The 21287-nt window shown below is 69.3% G+C and carries 13 protein-coding genes; 5 read left to right on the top strand and 8 right to left on the bottom strand.

The genetic code is table 11. The features are described 5' to 3' along the window. Positions 1-80: 80 nt before the first annotated feature. From AC07N1_RS21760 to AC07N1_RS21750, 3 genes are all read right to left on the bottom strand, one after another. The gene (locus AC07N1_RS21760) at positions 81-1301 is read right to left on the bottom strand and encodes an RtcB family protein (RefSeq protein ID WP_494673688.1); all 1221 of its coding nucleotides are present in this window, start codon (positions 1299-1301) and stop codon (positions 81-83) included. Positions 1302-1801: 500 nt separating this feature from the next. After that, positions 1802-1927 (bottom strand): hypothetical protein, encoded by a 126-nt coding sequence (locus AC07N1_RS21755; protein WP_110120497.1) that lies wholly within the window; start codon positions 1925-1927, stop codon positions 1802-1804. Positions 1928-2087: 160 nt separating this feature from the next. Next, positions 2088-3539 (bottom strand): protein adenylyltransferase SelO, encoded by a 1452-nt coding sequence (locus AC07N1_RS21750; protein WP_494673687.1) that lies wholly within the window; start codon positions 3537-3539, stop codon positions 2088-2090. 267 nt (positions 3540-3806) lie between these two features. Here AC07N1_RS21750 and AC07N1_RS21745 point away from each other — a divergent pair, with 267 nt between their 5' ends. After that, positions 3807-6416 (top strand): TonB-dependent receptor, encoded by a 2610-nt coding sequence (locus AC07N1_RS21745; protein ID WP_494673686.1) that lies wholly within the window; start codon positions 3807-3809, stop codon positions 6414-6416. 78 nt (positions 6417-6494) lie between these two features. Here AC07N1_RS21745 and AC07N1_RS21740 read toward each other — a convergent pair whose 3' ends face one another. After that, positions 6495-7736, bottom strand: a complete 1242-nt coding sequence (locus AC07N1_RS21740) for a TetR family transcriptional regulator (RefSeq protein ID WP_494673685.1) — start codon at positions 7734-7736, stop codon at positions 6495-6497. A gap of 160 nt (positions 7737-7896) precedes the next feature. Here AC07N1_RS21740 and AC07N1_RS21735 point away from each other — a divergent pair, with 160 nt between their 5' ends. From AC07N1_RS21735 to AC07N1_RS21725, 3 genes are all read left to right on the top strand, one after another. Continuing rightward, positions 7897-10221 carry a TonB-dependent receptor gene (locus tag AC07N1_RS21735; RefSeq protein WP_494673684.1) on the top strand — a complete coding sequence of 775 codons (2325 nt, stop codon included), beginning with the start codon at positions 7897-7899 and terminating at the stop codon, positions 10219-10221. Positions 10222-10225: 4 nt separating this feature from the next. Further along, positions 10226-11341 (top strand): tyrosine-protein phosphatase, encoded by a 1116-nt coding sequence (locus tag AC07N1_RS21730; protein ID WP_494673683.1) that lies wholly within the window; start codon positions 10226-10228, stop codon positions 11339-11341. Between the two features lie 193 nt (positions 11342-11534). After that, complete coding sequence (locus AC07N1_RS21725; protein ID WP_494673682.1) at positions 11535-12764, top strand: hypothetical protein; 1230 nt, start codon at positions 11535-11537, stop codon at positions 12762-12764. Positions 12765-12923: 159 nt separating this feature from the next. On the opposite strand, the gene AC07N1_RS21720 is transcribed toward AC07N1_RS21725, so the two are convergent. Next, the gene (locus AC07N1_RS21720) at positions 12924-13259 is read right to left on the bottom strand and encodes a DUF3060 domain-containing protein (RefSeq protein WP_494673681.1); all 336 of its coding nucleotides are present in this window, start codon (positions 13257-13259) and stop codon (positions 12924-12926) included. Between the two features lie 183 nt (positions 13260-13442). Here AC07N1_RS21720 and AC07N1_RS21715 point away from each other — a divergent pair, with 183 nt between their 5' ends. After that, on the top strand, positions 13443-15869 hold the full coding sequence (locus tag AC07N1_RS21715; RefSeq protein WP_494673680.1) for a M20/M25/M40 family metallo-hydrolase: 2427 nt from the start codon (positions 13443-13445) through the stop codon (positions 15867-15869). 200 nt (positions 15870-16069) lie between these two features. Here the strand turns inward: AC07N1_RS21715 and AC07N1_RS21710 are convergent, their stop codons facing one another. The 3 genes from AC07N1_RS21710 to AC07N1_RS21700 all read right to left on the bottom strand — a co-directional run bounded on the left by AC07N1_RS21710 (position 16070) and on the right by AC07N1_RS21700 (position 20974). Next, positions 16070-17509 carry an aldehyde dehydrogenase family protein gene (locus AC07N1_RS21710; RefSeq protein WP_494673679.1) on the bottom strand — a complete coding sequence of 480 codons (1440 nt, stop codon included), beginning with the start codon at positions 17507-17509 and terminating at the stop codon, positions 16070-16072. 276 nt (positions 17510-17785) lie between these two features. Further along, positions 17786-19174 (bottom strand): L-serine ammonia-lyase, encoded by a 1389-nt coding sequence (locus AC07N1_RS21705; RefSeq protein ID WP_494673678.1) that lies wholly within the window; start codon positions 19172-19174, stop codon positions 17786-17788. A 147-nt stretch (positions 19175-19321) separates the two neighbouring features. After that, complete coding sequence (locus AC07N1_RS21700) at positions 19322-20974, bottom strand: M28 family metallopeptidase (protein WP_494673677.1); 1653 nt, start codon at positions 20972-20974, stop codon at positions 19322-19324. Positions 20975-21287 lie beyond the last annotated feature (313 nt).

The following is a 21287-nucleotide window of genomic DNA, read 5'->3' as shown; positions in this document are numbered from 1 at the left end:
ACGCCCCCCTCAAGAACTCATCGGACCATCTTTGCCCCACAGCAAAACGCCGCCCGGTCTCCCGACCGGACGGCGTCCCGCTAGCCTTTCACGCACACCACCTGGCGCAGGGTGTGGACGATGTCGACGAGGTCGCTCTGGGCGGCCATGACGGCGTCGATGTCCTTGTAGGCCATCGGGGTTTCGTCGATCACGCCTTCGTCCTTGCGGCACTCGACGCCGGCGGTGGCGGCGACGTGGTCGGCGACGGTGAACCGGCGCTTGGCTTCGTTGCGGCTCATCGCCCGCCCGGCCCCGTGGGAGCAGGTGCAGAACGAGTCCGAGTTGCCCTTGCCGCGCACGATGAACGACTTGGCGCCCATCGAGCCGGGGATGATGCCCAGCTCCCCGGCCTTGGCCGACACCGCGCCCTTGCGGGTGAGGTAGACGTCCTTGCCGAAGTGCTTCTCCTTGCTGACGTAGTTGTGGTGACAGTTCACCGCTTCCTGCGTCACCACGAGGTCGGGGAAGTGCGCGCGCAGCACCCCCAGCACCTCGTGCATCATCACCTCGCGGTTGGCCCGGGCGTACTTCTGGGCCCAGGCCACGGCCCGCACGTAGTCGACGAAGCCGTCGGAGCCCTCGGCGAAGTAGGCGAGGTCTTCATCCGGCAGGTTGACGAACCAGCGGCGCATCTCGTGCTTGGCCCGCTCGATGAAGAACGTGCCGAAGCGGTTGCCCACGCCCCGCGAGCCCGAGTGCAGCATCACCCAGACGTCGCCGGCCTCGTCGAGGCAGAGCTCGACGAAGTGGTTGCCCGTGCCCAGCGTGCCGAGGTGCCCATAGCCGCCGCGCTGGTGGCCGGCCTTGGGGTTGCGGGCGACGATGTCGTCGTAGCCGTCCTTCAGCCCCGCCCATTTGTCGGCGGCGATCGCCGGCGGCTCGACCTGCCAGGCGCCCTTGTCGTTGCGCCCGCCGTTGTCGGTGCGGCCGTGGGGCACGGCGGCCTCGATGGCCGAGCGCACGCCGAACAGGTTGTCCGGAAGGTGCTCGGCGCGGATCGAGGTGCGCACCGCCATCATGCCGCAGCCGATGTCGACGCCGACGGCGGCCGGGATGATCGCCTTCCAGGTCGGGATCACCGAACCGACGGTGGCGCCCATCCCCCAGTGCACGTCGGGCATCACCGCCACGTGCTTGTGGATGAACGGCAGGCTGGCGACGTTGCGCAGCTGCTTGAGCGCCGACTCCTCGATCGGCACGCCTTGGGTCCACGCCTTGATCGGCGCGCCCTCGCTTTCGATGTGCATGAAGCCGCTCATGGGCTTCTCCTTTCCAATCCGCCCCTCCCGGCGTCATGGTCGGAGGCATTTCCGCGCAAAACGAAAAACCCCTCCGGCCAAGGCCAGGAGGGGTTTTTCCGTAACGCCGACAGTCCGCTTGGACCTAGGCCGTCTTCCCCTCCGACACGCGCGCGCCATTACCCTCGACCAGTCGGTCGAGTTGGTAGCTGACGGTCATGACTGGGGCTTTGCGCGCCATGGTCTTCGAGATCCTCATCGGGAGGCGGGCGATTACAGGGTTACGCGAAGCCGCGCCAGGGGGCGGGCGAGCAGCGCAAGTGGAAGTTGCAAGCGGTGTGGCAGATATGTCCCTCTCCCCTTGCGGGAGAGGGTGGCCCCGCGGAGCGGGGTCGGGTGAGGGGTTTCTCAGAACGCGCCGCCGCGACGGCGGACAGGCTGGGCGAGGCGTCTCCTGTTTGAGAGACCCCTCATCCGTCATCCTGCGGATGACACCTTCTCCCGTAAGGGGAGAAGGACGTTCAGGCCAGCTCCGGGCCGTCGGAGAGCGCTTCGCCGATGGCGCGGGCGCAGCCGGGGATGCCGAGGGCGCCGATGAACGACAGGGCCACGGCGCAGACCAGCAGGATCGGTTGGAAGATGCGCATGCGTTTTTCTCCACCTCTGAGCCCGCCTTGTCCCACCGGAAGGGGGTCGGCCGCGGGGTTGATAGACCGCCGTCCAGGTCGCTTAAACCGCTAGCGTGACGTTTGTTCCGGCCGGCGCGCCGGAAAACTCAGCATGCGGCATAAATGCCTCAAACTTATGTCACTGGTCGAGGTTGTAGGCCAGCCTCGTGGTCTCGATAAGCGCGAGTTTGTCGTTCAGCGGCGTCCAGTCGTCGGCGTCGGCGATCGGGGCCCACAGGGCCTCGACCTCGTCGATCAGCAGTTCCTGCGGCTCGGTTCGTCCGAACACGGGGTTTTCCAGGCGCTCCGGACGATCCGGCTCGAAACCGGCCAGACGCGAGCGGAACTCGGCGAAGACCGGATCCTGGTAGAGCGCGCCGCGCGGCCCCTCCAGCGCCCGGGCTTGCGAGGCCTCGCCGCCGAACCAGTCGAAGAAGAACGGCTCCCAGCGCAGGGCCTCGCCGCCGGACAGCTTGGTCCCTTCGGCCAAGGCCTTGAAGGCGGCGTTGACCAGCTCGACGTCGACCTCCTCGCCCCGGCTCCTGACGGCCAGGCGGGCGATCACGGCCTCGCGCAGGGCGTCGCGATAGGCCGCCGAAAAGCCGTTGAGAGCGGCGATCAGGCCTGACTGGTCGGGCGAGATCAGCACCAGGCAGGCGGCCAGCTGCTGCAGGTTCCAGAACCCCGCCTCGGGCTGGCGGCCGAAGCTGTAGAGGCCCGAATGGTCGAAATAGGCGGCCGTGAAGTTGGGATCGTTGCCTGGCAGGAAGCGCCAGGGGCCGTAGTCGAAGCTCTCGCCGGTGACGACCATGTTGTCGGTGTTGAGCACGCCGTGCACGAAGCCGGCGGCCATCCAGCGGGCGACGAGGCCGGCGGTGCGGGCCACCACCTCCTGGAACATCGCCGTCGGCCGGTCGGGGGCGTCGATCAGGTGCGGGAAATAGGTCTCGACCACGTGGTCGACCATGGCCGTGATCAGGTCGGGGCGCTCGAAATAGGCCAGGCGCTGGAAGGTCCCGAAGCGGATGTGGCTGTGCGAGAGGCGGGTCAGCACCGCCGAGCGGGTGGGGCTGGGCTCGTCGCCGCGGGTCAGGGCCTCGCCGGTCTCGACCAGCGAGAAGGCTCGCGAGGTGGGAACGCCCAGGGCCTCCAGCAGGCCGGCGGCCAGGATCTCGCGCATCCCGCCCTTCAGCGTCAGCCGGCCGTCGCCGTGGCGCGACCAGGGCGTCTGGCCCGAGCCCTTGGTGGCCAGGTCGAGCAGGCGGTCCGAACCGGACTCTCGCAGCTGCGCGAACAGGAAGCCGCGGCCGTCGCCGAGCTCGGGATTGTACGAGCGGAACTGGTGGCCGTGATAGCGCATGGCCAGGGGCTGGGGCTGATTGCCCGGCAAGGCCTGGAACCTTGCGAAGCGGGCGATCCACTCGGCGTCGGTCAGGCCCTCGAGGCCGACCGTGGCGGCCGCGCGGTCGTTGCGGAAGCGCAGGATCGTCTGCGGAAAGTCGGCCGGGGCGACGGGATCGGCGAACTCGCTCGCCGCCGCGACGAGGCCGGCGAATCGGGGATCGGGGCGGTAGCGTTCGGAGACCGGCATGAGCGCCAGATGCGCCCGGCGCCGCCCCCGCGCAAGAAGTCCGGGCCGCCCGCACGGTTTTAAGAAAGCGCGGATGCTCACATAACGCTGTCGCAGTTTCGCAACAGCAGGCCCCGATCCGTTTTCCAGCAAGGATTTCGCTTGCCGAGCATCCGGACCGCCCATAACCATTGGCTGTCCATTCGAACAATCGTTCGGGTGCAGGCCAATCAAAAAAGCCGGCGGGGGCGGTGCAAGCGCTCTCGTCATAACGAACCGAGGTAGGAAATGCGCTTTACCCAGGTGCTTCGCGGCACGGCCTCCGCCGTCGTGCTCGCGGGCGTCGCCGCGATCGGCGTCGCCCATGCTCAGGACGCGGCCGCGACGGCCGCCCAGGAGCCCGAAACCCTCACCGTCGACAGCATCATCGTCACCGCCCAGAAGCGCGAGCAGAACCTGCAGGACACCCCGGTGGTGGTCACCGCGGTCGGCGCCAAGCTGCTGCAGGACACCGGCGTCAAGGACATCAAGGACCTGACGATCCTGACCCCGGGCCTGACCGTGACCTCGACCACGTCGGAAGCCTCGACCACCGCCCGCATCCGCGGCGTCGGCACGGTCGGCGACAACCCCGGCCTGGAAAGCTCGGTCGGCGTGGTGATCGACGGCGTCTACCGCCCGCGCAACGGCGTGTCGTTCGGCGACCTGGGCGAAATGGAGCGCATCGAGGTGCTGAAGGGCCCGCAAGGCACCCTGTTCGGCAAGAACACCTCGGCCGGCGTCATCAACATCATCACCAAGGAGCCGGAGTTCGGCTTCGGGGCCAATGTCGAGGCCACGGTCGGCAACTACGACGCCAAGGGCCTGGCCGCCTCGGTCACCGGGCCGCTGTTCGGCAGCGACAAGTGGGCCGGGCGCCTGTACGCCGCCGCCCGCAAGCGCGACGGCTTCAACACGGTGGTGACGGGCGAAGGCCCCAGCACCGAGAAGGAAGACGCCGACCAGAACTTCTACACCGTGCGCGGCCAGCTGCTGTTCGTGCCGGACGACAACGCCACCTTCAAGTTCATCGCCGACTACACCAAGCGCGACGAGAACTGCTGCGGCGCCGTGCAGACCCGCACCGGCCCGACCTACGCCGTGGTCAACGCCCTCTCGACCGGCGGCGTCGGCGTGAGCAACCCGGCCGACCCGTTCAAGCGCGTGGCCTACTCCAACCGCGGCTCGCCGCAGGAAGTCGAGGACAAGGGCGTCTCGCTGCAGGCCGACATCGACCTGCCGATCGGCACCCTGACCTCGATCAGCGCCATCCGTAACTGGCGCACCGACACCGGCCAGGACAGCGACTTCACCGCCGCCGACATCACCTATCGCGCCAAGGACGGCACCAACTACGCCGAGTTCACCACCTACACCCAGGAACTGCGCCTGGCGGGGAACACCGAGCGCCTGAACTGGCTGGTCGGCGCCTTCCTGGCCGACGAGCGCCTCGACAACGAAGCCAACTTCCGCTTCGGGGCCGACTACGAAGCCTACATGTCGACGATCATCCTGTCGGGCATCGCCGGTTCGCTGGCTCCCGCGGGCATCACCGTCAACCAGGCCAACGGCGCGCTGTTCGCCTCGCAGGTGACGGCCCTGACCTACGGCAGCTCGTTCCCGACCGGCACCGGCCTGCACGACACCTACAACCAGCGCTCCAAGACCGTGGCGCTGTTCACCAACAACACCCTGAAGGTCACCGACGCCTTCGATATCACCCTGGGCCTGCGCTACACCTCGGAAAGCAAGGACCTCGACACCTACCAGACCGGCTCGGCGCCGGGCTGCGCGGCCCTGCTGACCACCGCGGGCCAGACCCGCGTCGCCCAGCAGCTGGTCGCCCGCGGCGTGCCGGCGGCCCTGTTCGCCACCTCGACCGGCACCACCCTGGTCTCGACCGTCGTCGGCAACATGTGCCTGCCCTGGGCCAACCCGGCCTTCAACGGCCGCGGCACCCAGCAAAGCCGCACCGACCGCGAATGGACCGGCACGGTCAAGGCCTCCTACCGCTTCAACCCGTCGGTGTTCGCCTATGTCTCGGCCGCCCGCGGCTACAAGGGCGGCGGCTACAACCTCGACCGCACCCAGTCGTCGAACGGCCTGCAGAGCGGCGGCAACGGCGTGGTGCCGATCTACGACACCTCGTTCCCGGCCGAGTTCGTCGACAGCTATGAAATCGGCGTCAAGAACACCCTGTTCAACCGCTCGGTGCTGCTGAACTTCACGGGCTTCTACCAGAAGTTCACCGACTTCCAGCTGAACACCTTCCTGGGCACCTCGTTCGCGGTGCGCTCGGTGCCAGAAGTGGTCTCGCAGGGCGTCGACGCCGACTTCCTGTGGTTCACCCCGCTGCGCGGCCTGACCATCCAGAGCGGCCTGACCTACGCCAAGACCGAGTACGGCGACCAGGCGATCCCGAACGACCCGAACAACGCCCTGTCGCTGCTGCCCGGCAGCCAGGTGTCGTTCGCGCCGGAATGGTCGGGTTCGGCCTCGATCAGCTACTCGCACCCGGTGGGCGCGGCCCTGAAGGCCAAGTACAACATCGGCGCCAAGTACGTGTCGGACTACAACACCGGCTCGGACCTGTTCCCGATGAAGCACCAGCCGTCCTACACGGTGGTCAACGCCCGCATCGGCATCGGCGACGCGGACGACAAGTGGACCGCCGAGCTGTGGGCCCAGAACCTGTTCGACGAAGACTACTACCAGGTGGTGTTCAACGGGCCGCTGCAAGGCTCGTCGGGCCTCTCGGCCACCGCGCCGACCTATTCGGCCAGCCGCGACACCATCACCTACGACGCCTTCCTCGGCGCGCCGCGCACCTACGGCGTGACCCTGCGGGCGAAGTTCTGATCACGGTCGATCCGAACGCCAAGACGGGAAAGGGCGGCCTCTCGGGGCCGCCCTTTTTCGTTGGGAAACGGCCCGCCCCTAGCCCAGCCGCGCCAGCACCCAGGCCGACAGGGCCTCGCGCCCGGCGGCGGGATCCTCGTCGGCCCGGCAGGCGAACCAGACCGCCGACAGCAGGCGCGAAGCCACGCCGGCGGCCAGCACCACCGCCTCGGCCGGCCGTCCGGTGACCCGGCCCAGGGAGTCGCGCAGGGTGCCGCCGTGGGAATAGCGGATCACCGCCCCGGCCCCGGCCAGGTCGGCGCGGCGCAGGGCGGCCAGGAACAGCCGGCGGCGGCGCAGCACCGGGCTGGCGGGACGCTCGGCGCGGGCGTGGAAGGCCAGCACCTCGCGCAGGCGCTCCAGGGTCAGCACCTCGTCGATGTGCGGCGGGGCCTCGGCGGCCTCGACGGCCTCGGCCTCCATGGCCGCCACCTGGCCGCGGATGGCCCCGCCGACCAGGTCCTCGACGGTGCGGAAGTGGTGGGTCACCGCCCCGGTGGTGACGCCCGCCCGGGCGGCGACGGCGCGGTGGGTCAGGCCGGCGAGGCCCTTTTCCTCGACCACCTCGGCGGCGGCGGCGGCGATGCGCATGGCGGCCGGTGCCACCGAGCCGTAGGGCCGCGCGCCGGCCGCGCGCTCGGCCGCCAGCAGGGCGCCGGCCTCGGGCCGGGCCGGGGCGTCCAGCCAGACGGCGGCGAAGTGGTCGACCATGTCGCGCAGCACCGCCCGCTCCAGGGCCGGCGACCAGGGCGACAGGTGATACAGCGCCTCGGACTCGAAGAAGGCGTGCAGGCCCCGCCCGGCGATCGGCGGCAGGCCCAGGACCTGGGCCGCGTCGCGCCAGAAGCCGGCCCAGGCCCGCGTCCAGTCCAGCCCCGCCCCCTCGGCGACGGCCTCCTGGTAGAGCAGGGCCAGCGGCCGGGCCGGACCCGTCCATTCGATCAGCACGTGCTCGAGCGCCCGCGCCGCGCCGTCGGGTCCGGGCGGCAGCATGGCCACCTCCCGCGCGCGCGCCGCCAGCCAGTCGCCCGCCTCCTGCGCCCCGAGCGCGAAGGCCGACGATAACAACTGTTCCATTCCGCCCAGGTTGTAGTTGATCGCGCTGGGCGAAACGCCGGCCGCGGCGGCGACGGCGCGGGCCGTGGCGGCGGCGATTCCCTCTTGCGCCACAAGCCGCGCGGCGGCCTGGGCGAGGCGCGAAGCGCGATCGCCGCCCTCTTCCAGGTCTCGCGTTGATTGAGGTTGCAGCATCAAGGTCGCGGACGGCGGCGATACGGTCATGCCCCATGATCCCCAGCCGCCCCGGCCGGCGCAAGCCTTAGGCTCGCCGAACGACGACCTTCACGAATACGATACATAACGTTCGTTCCAAGTTCACGGAGGCTGGCTACTCGCCCCGCACCGACGACGCCGAGACGTCGAGCTTCAGGGGATCAAAGAGATGCGACAGAAAACCGACCGCGCCGCCTTGCGCGCCGCCCTGCTGGCGAGCGCCGCGGCCCTGGCCGTCGCGGCCCAGGCCCACGCCGCCGAACCCGCCGCTGAACCCGCCGCTGAACCCGCCGCCCCTGCGGCCGCCGACCCGGGCGGCGACTCCGCCGCCATCAGCCTCGACGAGGTTGTGGTCACCGCCCAGAAGCGCAAGACCAATCTGCAGGACACCCCGATCGCGATCTCGGCCATGGACGCCGAGGCCCTGAAGGCCCGTAACGTCCAGTCGGTCGAGGACCTGGGCGACGGCTCGATCCCCTCGTTGCGCGTGGCCCCGTTCTTCTCGCGCAAGTCGGCCCTGACCATCGGCATGCGCGGCATCGGCGCCCTGGGCGACGCCAACCAGCCGGCCCGCGACCAGGCGGTCGGCGTCTATGTCAACGGCGTCTATATGGGCCGCGCCCAGGGCCTGGGCTCGGCGCTGTACGACGTCGAGCGCATCGAGGTGCTGAAGGGTCCGCAAGGCACCCTGTTCGGCCGCAACACCGAAGGCGGCGCGGTCAGCATCATCACCAAGGCCCCGAGCGGCCAGTTCGGCATGAACACCACGCTCGGCTACGGCAACTACAACGCCTACAAGGCCGAGACCCACATCGACCTGCCCGAGATCCACGACGTCAGCATCAAGATCGACGCCCTGGTCAGCAAGCGCGACGGCACCGTCACCAACCCGACCACCTCGGGCCAGCCGGACTTCAACAGCTACGACAAGCGCGGCGTCAGTGTCGAAGCCCTATGGCGTCCGAACGACAACTTCAGCGCCGACTACGCCTTCGACGTCTCGTATGACGGCTCGACCCCCTACTACGTGCAGCTGGAGAAGAAGGGCCTCTACGGCCTGGCCCCGCTGCTGAAGACCCAGCCCGACCGCGCCGAGAGCGCCAATGTCGGCGTGCCGCTGCAGGTCAGCGACGGCGACACCTGGGGCCACCGCCTGAACCTCTCCTGGAAGCTGGGCGAGAATCTCGAACTGAAGTCGATCAGCTCGTACCGCAAGCTGCAGCAGAACCAGTTCGACAACGGCTCGGAGATGCTGTCGGTCTACGCGCCGAACGGCGCCTTCGCCCGCTACAGCGTCGCCCGCTTCTGGCAGGACCAGGCCAGCGAGGAGCTGCAGCTGGTCGGCAAGACCGACCGCGTCGACTACGTGTTCGGCGCCTTCTATTTCCGTGAGAACGTGCGCGACAACGCCCAGACGCCGAACTCCCTGCAGTGGAATTCGACCGGCACGGCCTACAGCTACCTGTCGCTGGACTTCAACACGATCGCGCTGGACCGGGCCAGCCACGCCAAGACCACCAGCTACGGCGCCTTCGGCCAGGCCGTGTGGACGCCGGCCGTGCTCGACGACCGCCTGCACGTCACCGCCGGCGGCCGCTTCACCAACGACAAGAAGAGCGGCACGCTCGACATCGTCAACGGCGCCCTGCCCAGCTACGTCAACAGCGCCGGCGCGACGGTCACCGGGATCATCCCGTTCGACGGCAAGTGGAACCACTTCGACCCGCTGATCAGCGTCGCCTTCGACGTGACGCCGGACGTCAACGTCTATGGCCGCTGGAGCACGGGCTACAAGGCCGGCGGCGCCAACTCGCGCTCGCTGACCTACCGCACCTTCAATCCCGAGAAGGTCGAGATGTACGAGGTCGGCGCCAAGACCGAGTTCTGGGACAACCGCGCCCGGGTGAACGTCGCCGCCTATACCGGCGACATCAAGGACGCCCAGGTCGACTTCAACGTCACCATCCTGAACAACAACCGCGGCACGCTGGAAACCACCAACGCCGCCACCGGCAAGACCAAGGGCGTGGAGCTCGACTTCGCCCTGAAGGTGGCCGAGGGCCTGACGCTCTCGGGCGGCTACGCTTACACCGACATCACCCTGTCGAAGGCCTACAACCCCTTCACCGGCGCGATGTCGACCATCTATCCGCTGTACAGCCCCAAGAACGCCGGCAGCGTGGCGGCCGACTACCAGCGTCCGTTCCTGGGCGCGACGCTGAAGGCCCACCTCGACGGCAACTGGTCGGACGGCCAGTACACCTCGACCACCGACCCGACGCTCAGCGACAAGTCGTTCATCGTCAACGGCCGCCTGACCCTGGCCGACATCAGCATGGGCGACAACCAGCCCGACCTGCAGCTGTCGGTGTGGTCGCGCAACCTGCTCGACGAGTCCCACGCCTTCATGCGCAACACCAACGCCGCGCTGGGCGCCTACGCCATCTACAACGAGCCGCGCACCTTCGGCATCGAAGCCAACGTGAAGTTCTAAGATCATGAAAAACCAACAGATCGACCGTCGCGGCTTCATGGCCGCGACGCTGGGCGGCGGCGCGATGCTCGCCGCCTCCCCCGCCGCCCTCGCCGCCGCCGCGCCGCGCCTGGAGGCCACGGCCGAACGGGCCGACCCGGCGGCGGTGCGCCTGGCCTGGACCGGCGCGGCCGCCGCCTCGGTGTTCGCCTCCAGTGATCCGGACGCCAAGCGCGCCGCCATGCGCCCGGTCAAGACCGCCGTCGCCGGCGGTTCGGCGCAGGTCGAGGCCCCGGTCTCGCCGCGGCCCTACTTCCTGGTCGCCGCCGCCGACGGCCGCGCCACCCGCGTGGCCGAGCGCCTGCTGCCGCTGCAGGGCGGCCGCAACTTCCGCGACCTCGGCGGCTGGTACACAGCCGACGGCCGCCAGGTGAAGTGGGGCAAGCTCTATCGCTCGGGCGTGACCAGCAGCCTGACCGACGGCGACCTCGACTATCTGGGCGCCCTGGGCGTCTCGGTGATCTGCGACCTGCGCAACCCGCAGGAACGCGCCGCCGAGCCCAGCGCCTTCCTGAAGTCGGGCAAGGTCAAGCTGGTGGCGTTCGACTACGACATGAACGCCTCGATGAGCATGCTGGCGGGCCTGAAGACCCGCGACCAGGCCGTCGACGCCTTCGCCGCAGCGTATGTCGCCTTCCTCGACACCCTGCAGCCGCACTTCACCGACATGTTCGCCCGGCTCGTGGCCGGCGAGGCGCCGCTGGCCTTCAACTGCTCGGCCGGCAAGGACCGCACCGGCACGGCCGCGGCCCTGATCCTGTCGATCCTGGGCGTGCCGCGCGAGACGGTGCTGGCCGACTACGCCCTGACCCAGGTCTACACCCCGCCGTCGATGTACAAGGCGCAGATGGCCAAGGCCGGCGCCGGCGCGACCGGCGGCATGACGCCCGAGCAGATGCGGGCCTTCGCGGCCATGCCGCCCGAGGTGCTGGACATCATCATGGGCTCGGACCCGGACGTCATGCGCCGCGCCCTGGCCCAGATCGACGCCAGGTTCGGCGGCCCCACCGCCCTGGCCAAGGCCCGCTTCGGCCTGACCGACGCCGGCGTCGCCAAGCTGAAGGCGACCTATCTGGCCTGACGCTCCCCTCCAGCATCAGGCTAGCTGTCGCGCCGCTCTCGTCTTCCCCTTCGGGAGCGGCGCGACCTTTCGCCCAAGAGTCAGGCGTGTCGCGACAGGCGGCCCCGTCGGCGAAAATTCCCTTTGGCGCAAAAATCACCTCATGGTTGATTATTTGCAGGACACGCTAAAAACGTGAGGGGGGACAAGAACGATGTCTATCACCGAACAAGGCTGGGAGCTCCATGTCCAGCGCCTGGGACTGCACGTGGGCGCCAAGAAGACGCGGACCTACGGGAAATATCAGGTCTATGTGGACGGGCGGAAGCTCGACCACCTTTCGGGCTTCATGTGCGAGGCCATCGGTCCAGGCGACAACAGCAAGGCCAACAACGGTCGGCGGGTCAAAGCGGACACTTATCCGCTCTGGACTCAGTTCGGGCGCTACAGATCGATCGACTATTCGCAGAACACCACGACGCCGGGCGTAGATCCGATGCCCGGCATTCTCCTGGCGGCGACCAACAAGCGCACCGGCATCCTGATCCATCCCGGCCATCCGCCGGACGGTCTGTTCCTGGCCAGCGTCGGGTGTCTCAACCCGACCAATGCGCTGCAGCCCTCGGAACTGATGAACTTCTGGGACTCGCGCGCTCGAGTGATCGCGCTGCTCGACAGCCTGCGCGACTTCTCGCCGAGTTCGTTCAGCCACAAGACCATGACCGCGATCCCGAACGCATCGATCGTGATCGAAGACGAACCCATGCAGCAGATCGCGCCTGCCGATTTCTCGGCGCTGTCGCTTCAGGTCCCGGCGCTGCCCGCCGTGCTACCGATCTCCAAAAGCGCGGCGCAGGACGCCACGCGCTGGCTGATCACCAATTTTGGAGACCAGCTCGCAGGCGCGGTGCAGGGCAAGCCCTATGGCGTGGAACTCCTCTGCGCCATCGTCTGCCAGGAGACGGCCTACAAGTGGCTCAAGTGGAAGGACGACGAAACGCCAGCGACAATCCTGGCGCGCTGCGTGTTCGACGCCAGCGGCGACTATCCGGGCACCAGCCGGAAGGCCTTCCCGACGAACACCGCCGCCTTCCGCGCTCGCTACGGTGACGTCTTCACCGACATGCTGATCGAGGAGGCGAACCTCACCCGGCGCATGCAGGGCTGGGGCGACAAGCCCTGGGTCTACAAGGGCTACGGCATCTTCCAGTTCGATCTGCAGAAGATCCTCCGCGATCGCGCCTTCTTTGAGAACCGCCAGTGGCATGACTTCGGGGCCTGCCTCTCGCGTTGCGTGGGCGAACTCGACGACAATCTCGCCCGGCTCGGCGGCGACCTGTGGGCGGCTGTGAAGGCCTATAACGGGTCCGGCGCCGCAGCCACGCAGTACGCCCATAACGTCAGGGTATTCACTGACTACTGTCTTACGGTCGTAGACGGTTAGCTCTGGCTACGACGCCGCTCGCCTCGCCCGTCCGCCCTTCGACTCGCCCCCGCCCCTGCCGACCGCCGGCGCGCCTGCGCTCCTTCGTCTTCCGACGGAGGAGCGGGGCGATGGGCGGGGCGGCGAGAACCTCGTCCTTCGACGGGCCGGACTGCTCGCCTACGGTCCGACCTTGGTCACCTGGTTGTCGACGCCGGTCACGTTGCGGCGGACCTCGCCGGTGGAGCGCCAGCGCACCTTCTGGTCCGTGCCGCTGACCGATAGCGAGCCGCCGGGCGCGATGGCCGCGGTCACCGTGTTGCCGCTGCCCGAGATCGTCACGCTCTTGCACACGCCGGTCAGGGTGATGGCGTTGTCGACGCCGGTGACCGTCACCGCCCGCCCGTCGCAGGGCAGGGTGGCGATCTGGTCGGTTCCGGTGACGGCCAGCGGCTCGGTCGCCCCGGACGGCGCGGCCAGCAGGGCCAGGGTCGACAGGAGGGTGGCGATGCTCATCGAAGACCTCGGCCGCGCGTGAAGGAACCCCAGCCATAGCGCGAAGCCGCCCGCCGGCATGCTAGGGAAAACCCGAGTGTCGCCCGCGTCCATTTTAGCTCCGCACGCCGCCTTTCCCGTTTCCCCCGCGCGCGAACACCCGCACCCTCGATGCAGGCGAGGGGATGCGCGAGGGCGAGCCGCATGAAAGCGATCAGACTCCTGGGCTTCTGGATCTGCCTGCTGCTGGGCCTGGCGCTGGCGGCCCTGGCGCAGCGGGCCCCGCCGCCCCTGCCCGCGACCGCCCCGCCTGACGTCTTTTCGGCCACGCGCGCCATGGCCGACGTGCGCACCATCGCCCTGCGCCCCCATCCCACCGGCTCGACCGACATCGTGCGGGTGCGCGAGCATCTGATGAGCCGGATCTCGTCGCTGGGGCTGGAACTGGCCGTGCGCGCCGACGAGGGCTACGCCCCGGCGCGCAGCCAGGGCCGGTTCCTCTCGGCAGGCGCGGTGCAGAACGTCATCGGCGTGCTGCCGGGGGCCGATCGCACCAAGCCCGCCGTGCTGGTGATGAGCCACTACGACTCGGTGGCCAACTCGCCCGGCGCCGCCGACGACGCGGCCGGCGTGGCCGCCGCCCTCGAGGTGGCCAGGGCCCTGAAGGCCGGGCCCAAGCCCGCCCGCGACGTGATCTTCCTGTTCACCGACGGCGAGGAGCAGGGCCTGCTGGGCGCCGACGCCTTCTTCGCCCGCGACCCGCTGCGCGAGCGGGTGGGCCTGGTGATCAACATGGAGGCGCGCGGCGATTCCGGCCGCGCGGCGATGTTCCAGACCGGCCCCGGCAACGGCGCCCTGATGCACCTCTTCGCCCGCGAGGCCATCCGCCCGGCCGCCAACTCCCTGGCCGCGGCGGTCTACGAGAAGATGCCCAACGACACCGACTTCACCCACGCGGTGAAGGCCGGCCTTCCGGGGCTGAACTTCGCCTTCATCGACGACCAACTGGCCTATCACACGCCCCTGGCCCGCGCCGACCACCTCGACCAGGGCAGCCTGCAGCACCTGGGCGACCAGGTGCTGCCGACGGTGCGCGCCCTGGCCACGGCCGCCGACCTGCCGGCCAAGGCGCCCAACGCGGTCTATTCGGACCTCTTCGGCCTGGTGATGGTCAGCTATCCGGTCGAGGTCGCCTGGGGCCTGCTGGCCCTGGCCGGCGCGCTGGTGCTCTACGCCCTGGTGCGCGGCCTGATGATCAAGGGCGCCAGCGTCGTCGAGCTGCTGAAGGGCCTGTGCGGCTTCCTGCTGGTGGGCGTCTCGGGCGGCCTGGTGCTGCACCTGGCGGGCAAGCTGCTGGGCGTCGTGGATCTGCAGGGACACTACGCCCTCCTGGGCCGGTTCAACCCGCTGCTGCTGGGCGGCACGGCGCTGCTGGTCGGCACGGCGCTCGCCGTGGTGATCGGCCAGGCCAAGGGCGCGGCGCGGATTTGGCCCAGCCTGCTGGCCCTGGCCGCCGGCGGCCTGACCTGCCTGATCGGCGGCCCGCCGGCGCTCGATCCGATCGGCCTGGGTCTGGGCGTCGCCGCCGCCGTGCTGGTCTGGGCGTCGCTGGGCAAGCCGGTGGGCGTGCTGGGGGCCTGGATCGGGGCTCTGTTCGGCCTGCTGGCCATCGCCGTGGCGACCATGGTGCTGCTGCCCGGCGGCTCGGTGATGACCACCTGGCCGCTGCTGGTCGCGGCCCTGGCGGCGGTGCTGGTGCTGGCCAAGGGCGGCACGCGCAACAAGCGCGTGGCCCTGGCCCTGACCTTCTTCGTGGCCCTGGCGGCCGTGGCCGTTGTCGCCCAGGTCGGCGCCTGGGGCGGCTGGACCTTCGCCGGCCTCGGCGTCGAGCTGCCGGCGATCCTGGCGGCGTTCGGCCTCTTGGCCCTGCCGGCCCTGATCCCGCTGGCCCACGACTTCTCGGCCCTGAAGCTGGCGGCCATCCCCGCCACCCTGGTCGCCGGCCTGGGCGCGGCGCTTGTCGCCTACGCCGTGCTGGCCGGGGCCAGCGCCGCCCGGCCGGAGCTGACCGAGGCCGCGCACCTTTCGGACCTGTCGACCGGCCGCGCCTACCGGATCTCGACCCTGCCGCGGCTGGACGCCTGGTCGCGCGGCGCCCTGACCGCCCAGGGCGGCACGCCCGTGCAGCAGGAGCTGGTTCCGTTCTTCAAGTCCAAGGCCTGGCTGGCCGACGCCCGGCCCGTGCCGCTGGATCCGCCGCAACTCGTGCTCGAACAGGCCGGCGAGCGGCTGCTGGTGCGGGTGATCCCCGGTCCGGGCGCCGAATACGTCACGGTGCGGATCAGGCCCGACGGCATGCTGGCCGGCGCCCGCCTCAACGGCCGCCCCGTGCCCCTGACCACCAAGGCCGGCGAATGGACCAGCCTGACCTACCACGCCCCCGACCCCAGCGGCGTGACCCTCAGCTTCAGCCGCCTGAACGGCTCCGGCCGCGTCGAGGCCGCCGCCTTGGAAGTCCGCGAAGGCTGGCCGAGGGCCACGCCCTCGCCGGGGGCCAAGCCCGAGGGGCTGATGGCCTGGGGGCTGTCGGACAAGACGCTGGTGCTGACGCGGGCGAGCGTGAAGTGGTGATCCGTTTCGGAAAACCTCTCCCATAGGGAGAGGGAGGGGCCCGCCGCGCAGCGGTGGGAGGGTGAGGGGTTACGCCCTCACCCGGTTGTCCACGTCGTGCCGGCACGCCGGCTGGCCTCGTAACCCCTCATCCTCCCAAGCCTGCGGCTTGGGCCCCTCCTTCTCCCTATGGGAGAAGGGTTGGTTGGAGGGGAGAAGGACTATTCAGCCGCCGGCTTGGGCGCGTAGCCCAGGATGGCCTTGGTCTCGAGGAACTCGCCGAAGGCGTGGTCGCCCCATTCGCGGCCGTTGCCGCTCATCTTGTAGCCGCCGAACGGGGCCATCAGGTCGGGGCTGGCGCCATTGAGGTTGACCTGGCCGGCGCGGAGCTTGGCGGCGACTTTACGCACCTCGCCCGGATCGCCGCCCGAGACGTAGGCCGCCAGGCCGTATTCGGTGTCGTTGCCGATCTCGACCGCCTGGTCGACGCTGTCGTAGCCGAGGATGGCCAGCACCGGGCCGAAGATCTCTTCCTTGGCGATGGTCATGTCGGGGGTGACGTTGGCGAAGACGGTCGGCTTGACGTAGTAGCCGGTCTCCAGCCCCTCGGGCTTGCCGGGGCCGCCGGACACCAGGGTCGCGCCCTCGTCGACGCCCTTCTGGATCAGGCCCTGGATCTTGGTCCACTGCACTTCCGAGACCACCGGGCCGAGCTTGGAATTGCCGCTCGGGTCGCCGACCGTGTGGGCCTCGGCGGCGGCCTTGGCGATGGCGATCACCTCGTCCATGCGCTTGGCGGGCACGAGCATGCGGGTCGGGGCGTTGCACGACTGGCCCGAGTTCATCATCACCGAGGCCACGCCGCCGCCGATGGCGCGCTGGAAGTCGGCGTCGTCGAGGATGATGTTGGGGCTCTTGCCGCCCAGTTCCTGGTGCACGCGCTTGACGGTGGGGGCGGCGTTTCGGGCCACCTCGATGCCGGCGCGGGTCGAGCCGGTGAACGACACCATGTCGACTTCAGGATGGCTCGACAGCGCAGCGCCGACGGTGGGGCCGTCGCCGTTGACCAGGTTGAACACCCCGGCCGGCACGCCGGCGGCCTCGAGGATCTCGGTCCACACCCAGGCCGAGAACGGCGCGATTTCCGAAGGCTTCAGCACCATGGTGCAGCCGACGGCCAGGGCGGGCGCGACCTTGCAGGCGATCTGGTTCACCGGCCAGTTCCACGGGGTGATGAAGGCGCAGACGCCGATCGGCTCCTTGACCAGACGCGTCGTGCCGCGGTCTTCCTCGAACTTGTAGTCCTTCAGCACCTGCAGCGCCGTCTGGACGTGGGCGATCCCCATCGCCGCCTGGGCGCGCTGGGCCAGCCAGGCGGGGGCGCCCATCTCCTCGGTGATGGCCTTGGCCATGTCCTCGAAGCGCTTCTGGTACTCGGAGATGATCCGCTCGAGCAGGTCGATGCGCTCTTCGCGGCTGGTCTGGGAGAAGGTCGCGAAGGCCTTGCGGGCGGCGCGGACGGCCAGGTCCACGTCCTCGACCGACCCCAGGGTCACCCGGCCGGCGACGGCCTCGGTGGCGGGGTTGATGACGTCCACCGTCTTGTCGGACTTCGCCGGGGTCCATTGGCCGTCGATGTAGAACTTCAGGTAGTCGCGCATGGGGATCCTCCTGCCGGGCCGCTCTAACCTGGTGTGGGGGCGGGCCTCGTTCAAACGCTCATTTTAGAGAACGGTGATCAGGTGGGAAGGGGAGAAAGCGGAGACCCTCCGCTGCGAGGAATCGGTGAGAGTAGCTCCTCCCTCGCTTTAGCGGGGGAGGTGGCGCGCTGCGGATACGCAGCGTGACGGAGGGGGCGACCGCCGGCACGGAGCCCAGTCTCGCCCCCTCCACCACTTCGTGGTCCCCCTCCCCCGCTTCACGGGGGAGGAGTTAATTCAACACTCCACCCGGTTCACCGACAGGCCCACCGCCAGGCCGCCCAGCGACGTCTCCTTGTAGATCTCGTTCATGTCCTCGCCCGTGCGCTTCATCGTGGCGATGACCTTGTCCAGCGACACGCTGTGCTGGCCGTCGCCGAGCAGGGCCAGGCGCGCGGCGTCGATGGCCTTGATGGCGCCCATGGCGTTGCGTTCGATGCAGGGGATCTGGACGAGGCCGCCGATGGGATCGCAGGTGAGGCCGAGGTTGTGCTCCATGCCGATCTCGGCGGCGTTCTCGATCTGGGCGTTGGTCCCGCCCAGCGCGGCGCAGAGGCCGCCGGCCGCCATCGAGCAGGCCACCCCCACCTCGCCCTGGCAGCCGACCTCGGCCCCCGAGATCGAGGCGTTCCTCTTGTAGAGCGCGCCGATCGCCGCCGCCGTCAGCAGGAACACCCGCGCCTGCTCCGGCGTACCCTTGTGGAAGCGCATGAAGAACCGCAGCACGGCTGGGACCAGACCGGCCGCGCCGTTGGTGGGGGCGGTGACGACGCGGCCGCCGGCGGCGTTCTCCTCGTTGACCGCCATGGCCCACAGGTTGACGAAGTCCATGGCCGCCAGCGGATCGCTCATCTGGCGCTCCATTCGGCCAAGGATGGTCTGGTGGATCTGGCGGGCGCGGCGCTTGACCGACAGGCCGCCGGGCAGGATCCCGTCCTCGCGCATGCCCCGGTCGATGCAGGCCTCCATGGCCCCGAAGATGCGGTCGAGGCCGGCGTTCATCTCGCCCTCGCTCATCCGGGCCAGCTCGTTGGCGGCCATCACCTGGGCGATGGTCAGGCCGGCCTGGTCGGCGCGCTCCAGCAGGTCGGCCGAGCTCTCGAACGGGAACGGGATGGCCGGGCCTTCTTCGGGCGGGGCGTTGCGGCCCATCTCGCTCTCGTCGCGCACGAAGCCGCCGCCGATCGAGAAATAGGTGCGCTCGGCCAGCACGCCGCCTTCGGCGTCGAAGGCGGTGAAGGTCAGGGCGTTGGGGTGCTGGGGCAGGCGCTCGTGGCCGGCGAAGACGATGTCGCGGGCCTCGTCGAAGCCGATGCCGACCTCGCCGCCGAGCAGCATCCACTGGTTGGCCTTGGTCTGCGCCAGCGCCGCCTCGCCGGCGTCCGGATCGAGGTCGGCGGGGGAAAAGCCCATCAGGCCCAGAATCACGGCGCGGTCGGTGGCGTGGCCTTTGCCGGTCAGGGCCAGCGAGGCGTAGAGCCGGGTCTCGACCCGGGCCGTGGAGGGCAGTTTGCCGGCGGCGCGCAGCCGCTCGACGAACATCACCCCCGCCGTCATCGGCCCCATGGTGTGGCTGCTGGAAGGGCCGACGCCCAGCTTGAAGAGATCGAAGACGGAGGCGGTCATTGTAGGGAAATCACAAAATGGATCGTCATCCCGGAAGCGCCGCAGGCGCTATCCGGGACCCAGGGGCGGTGCGCACGGCCCCTGGGTCCCGGCTCTACGCTGCGCTCCGGCCGGGATGACGGCTAGGGGGAGCGCGGTGTCAGATGACTACTTCCGTTCAGCCTTGGTCTTGTCGCGCAGGTCCTTGAACTCGGACCCCGCCTGCCACTCGGGCCAAGTCCGGGAGTTCGCCAGATCCGCGCCGACCTTGTAGAACAGGCCGATGTCCAGCGCCTGGCCCGACAGGTCCCAGTCCGCCGACCATTCGTCGGCCGGCTGGTGGTAGCGGTTGGTGGTGTAGTCTTCCTCGGCCTTCTCGCCGGCTTCCTTGCCGCCCTTCACGAGGTCGTTGCCCGAGCCGACCGAGATGGCGGGCACGCCGCGCTTGGCGAAGGGGAAGTGGTCCGAGCGGTAGAAGTGGCCGGCCTGCGGCGACGGGTCGGGCGTGAAGTAGCGGCCCTCTTCCTTGGCCTTGGCCACCAGCATGTCCTGCAGATCGACCTTGCCGTCGCCCGAGGTGGTGACGTCCTTGGCGGGCCCCGCGGCCGACAGGGCGTCGATGTTGAGGTCGGCGACGGTCTTGGCCAGCGGGAACAGCGGGTTGGCCGCGTAGTATTCCGAGCCCAGCAGGCCCTTTTCTTCCGCCGTCACGGCCAGGAACAGCACCGAACGCTGCGGCGCGGGGGCGGCCTTGAAGGCGCGGCCCAGTTCCAGCAAGGCGGCGATGCCGTCGGCGTTGTCCACGGCGCCGTTGTAGATCTTGTCGCCCTTGGCGTCGGGCAGGCCAACGCCCAGGTGGTCCCAGTGACCGCTGTAGATGATGCTCTCGTCGGGGAACTTCGTGCCCTTCACCCGGCCGGCGATGTTCTTCGACACGATGACCTGGTGGTCGACGGCGTAGTCGGCCGAGAAGGTCGCCTTCAGGTCCACCGGCTTGAAGTCGCGGGTCTGGGCCTGCTGCTTCAAGGCCTCGAAGTCGAGACCGGCCTGCTTGAAGAGCGCGACGGCCAGGTCGCGCTGGATCCAGCCTTCCAGGGCCGGGTGGCTCTTGCTCGGATCCTTGCGGACGATGTCGAACATCGTGTTGGTGTTGGAGTTCTTGACCGTGTTCCAGCCGTAGGAGGCCGGGGCGGTCTCGTGCACGATCAGCAGGCCGGCGGCGCCGCGGCGGGCGGCCTCCTCGTACTTGTAGGTCCAGCGGCCGTAATAGGTCATGGCCTTGCCGCCGAAATCACCCTTCCCCGTCTCGAAGTCCGGGTCGTTGATCAGCACGACGACGATCTTGCCCTTGACGTCCAGGCCCTTGAAATCGTCCCAGTTGCGCTCGGGCGCGGTGACGCCGTAGCCGGCGAAGACCAGCGGCGCGTCCTTGATCGACACCTTGTCGACGTTGGTCATGGCCGCGCGGATGGAGATCTGCTCGCCCTGGGCCAGGTTGATATGGTTCGACGCCGTCATGATGTGGGCGGCGACCGGGCCCTTGATCTCGAACTTGCCCAGCGGCACGTCCTGGGTCCAGGCGCGCTTGCCGTCCTTCTGCAGGTCGCCGGCCGGCTCCAGGCCGATCGCCTGCATCTGCTGGGTGATGTAGGCGACGGTCTTCTTCTCGCCCTCGGTGGCGGGGCCCCGGCCCTCGAACTCGTCCGAGGACAGCACCTTGATGTGCTGCGACAGCTTGGCGGGATCGATCTTGGGGGCGTCGGCCGCGTGCGCCAGCATGGGCGCGGCGATCAGGGCCGTGGCGAGGAGAAGGCGTTTCATCGTCGCTGTTCTTTTCGAGCGGTTCATTCGAAGGCGCGGACCCTAGCGGGTGGTTTTGACCGCCGCTAGGGGGTGGGAAGAAAGTGGGTTTGCTGCAAAGACCCTCTCCCTGAAGGGGGAGGTGTCGCCGAAGGCGACGGAGGGGGAAAATCCTTCTGAATCAGCAGTTGCTTCCCCCTCCGACCGCTTCGCGGCCACCTCCCCCCCTTCGGGAGGAGGGTCTGGAGAAGCGGCGCTGGCCCCCTCAGTCGCTCCGCGACAGCTCCCCCAGAGGGGGAGCATCTTCTTGGTGCGGCGCTGCTAGATCCTCCCC

Source organism: Caulobacter sp. GW821-FHT09B11 (genome assembly GCF_059418205.1).
The sequence above is the reverse complement of the archived record's forward strand: the minus strand, read 5'-3'. Positions and strand labels throughout refer to the sequence as shown.

Coding starts and splice junctions, on each gene's coding strand:
- AC07N1_RS21760 (WP_494673688.1), bottom strand. CDS start 1,301: ATGAGCGGCTTCATGCACATCGAAAGCGAGGGCGCGCCGATCAAGGCG.
- AC07N1_RS21755 (WP_110120497.1), bottom strand. CDS start 1,927: ATGCGCATCTTCCAACCGATCCTGCTGGTCTGCGCCGTGGCCCTGTCG.
- AC07N1_RS21750 (WP_494673687.1), bottom strand. CDS start 3,539: ATGCCGGTCTCCGAACGCTACCGCCCCGATCCCCGATTCGCCGGCCTC.
- AC07N1_RS21745 (WP_494673686.1), top strand. CDS start 3,807: ATGCGCTTTACCCAGGTGCTTCGCGGCACGGCCTCCGCCGTCGTGCTC.
- AC07N1_RS21740 (WP_494673685.1), bottom strand. CDS start 7,736: ATGACCGTATCGCCGCCGTCCGCGACCTTGATGCTGCAACCTCAATCA.
- AC07N1_RS21735 (WP_494673684.1), top strand. CDS start 7,897: ATGCGACAGAAAACCGACCGCGCCGCCTTGCGCGCCGCCCTGCTGGCG.
- AC07N1_RS21730 (WP_494673683.1), top strand. CDS start 10,226: ATGAAAAACCAACAGATCGACCGTCGCGGCTTCATGGCCGCGACGCTG.
- AC07N1_RS21725 (WP_494673682.1), top strand. CDS start 11,535: ATGTCTATCACCGAACAAGGCTGGGAGCTCCATGTCCAGCGCCTGGGA.
- AC07N1_RS21720 (WP_494673681.1), bottom strand. CDS start 13,259: ATGAGCATCGCCACCCTCCTGTCGACCCTGGCCCTGCTGGCCGCGCCG.
- AC07N1_RS21715 (WP_494673680.1), top strand. CDS start 13,443: ATGAAAGCGATCAGACTCCTGGGCTTCTGGATCTGCCTGCTGCTGGGC.
- AC07N1_RS21710 (WP_494673679.1), bottom strand. CDS start 17,509: ATGCGCGACTACCTGAAGTTCTACATCGACGGCCAATGGACCCCGGCG.
- AC07N1_RS21705 (WP_494673678.1), bottom strand. CDS start 19,174: ATGACCGCCTCCGTCTTCGATCTCTTCAAGCTGGGCGTCGGCCCTTCC.
- AC07N1_RS21700 (WP_494673677.1), bottom strand. CDS start 20,974: ATGAAACGCCTTCTCCTCGCCACGGCCCTGATCGCCGCGCCCATGCTG.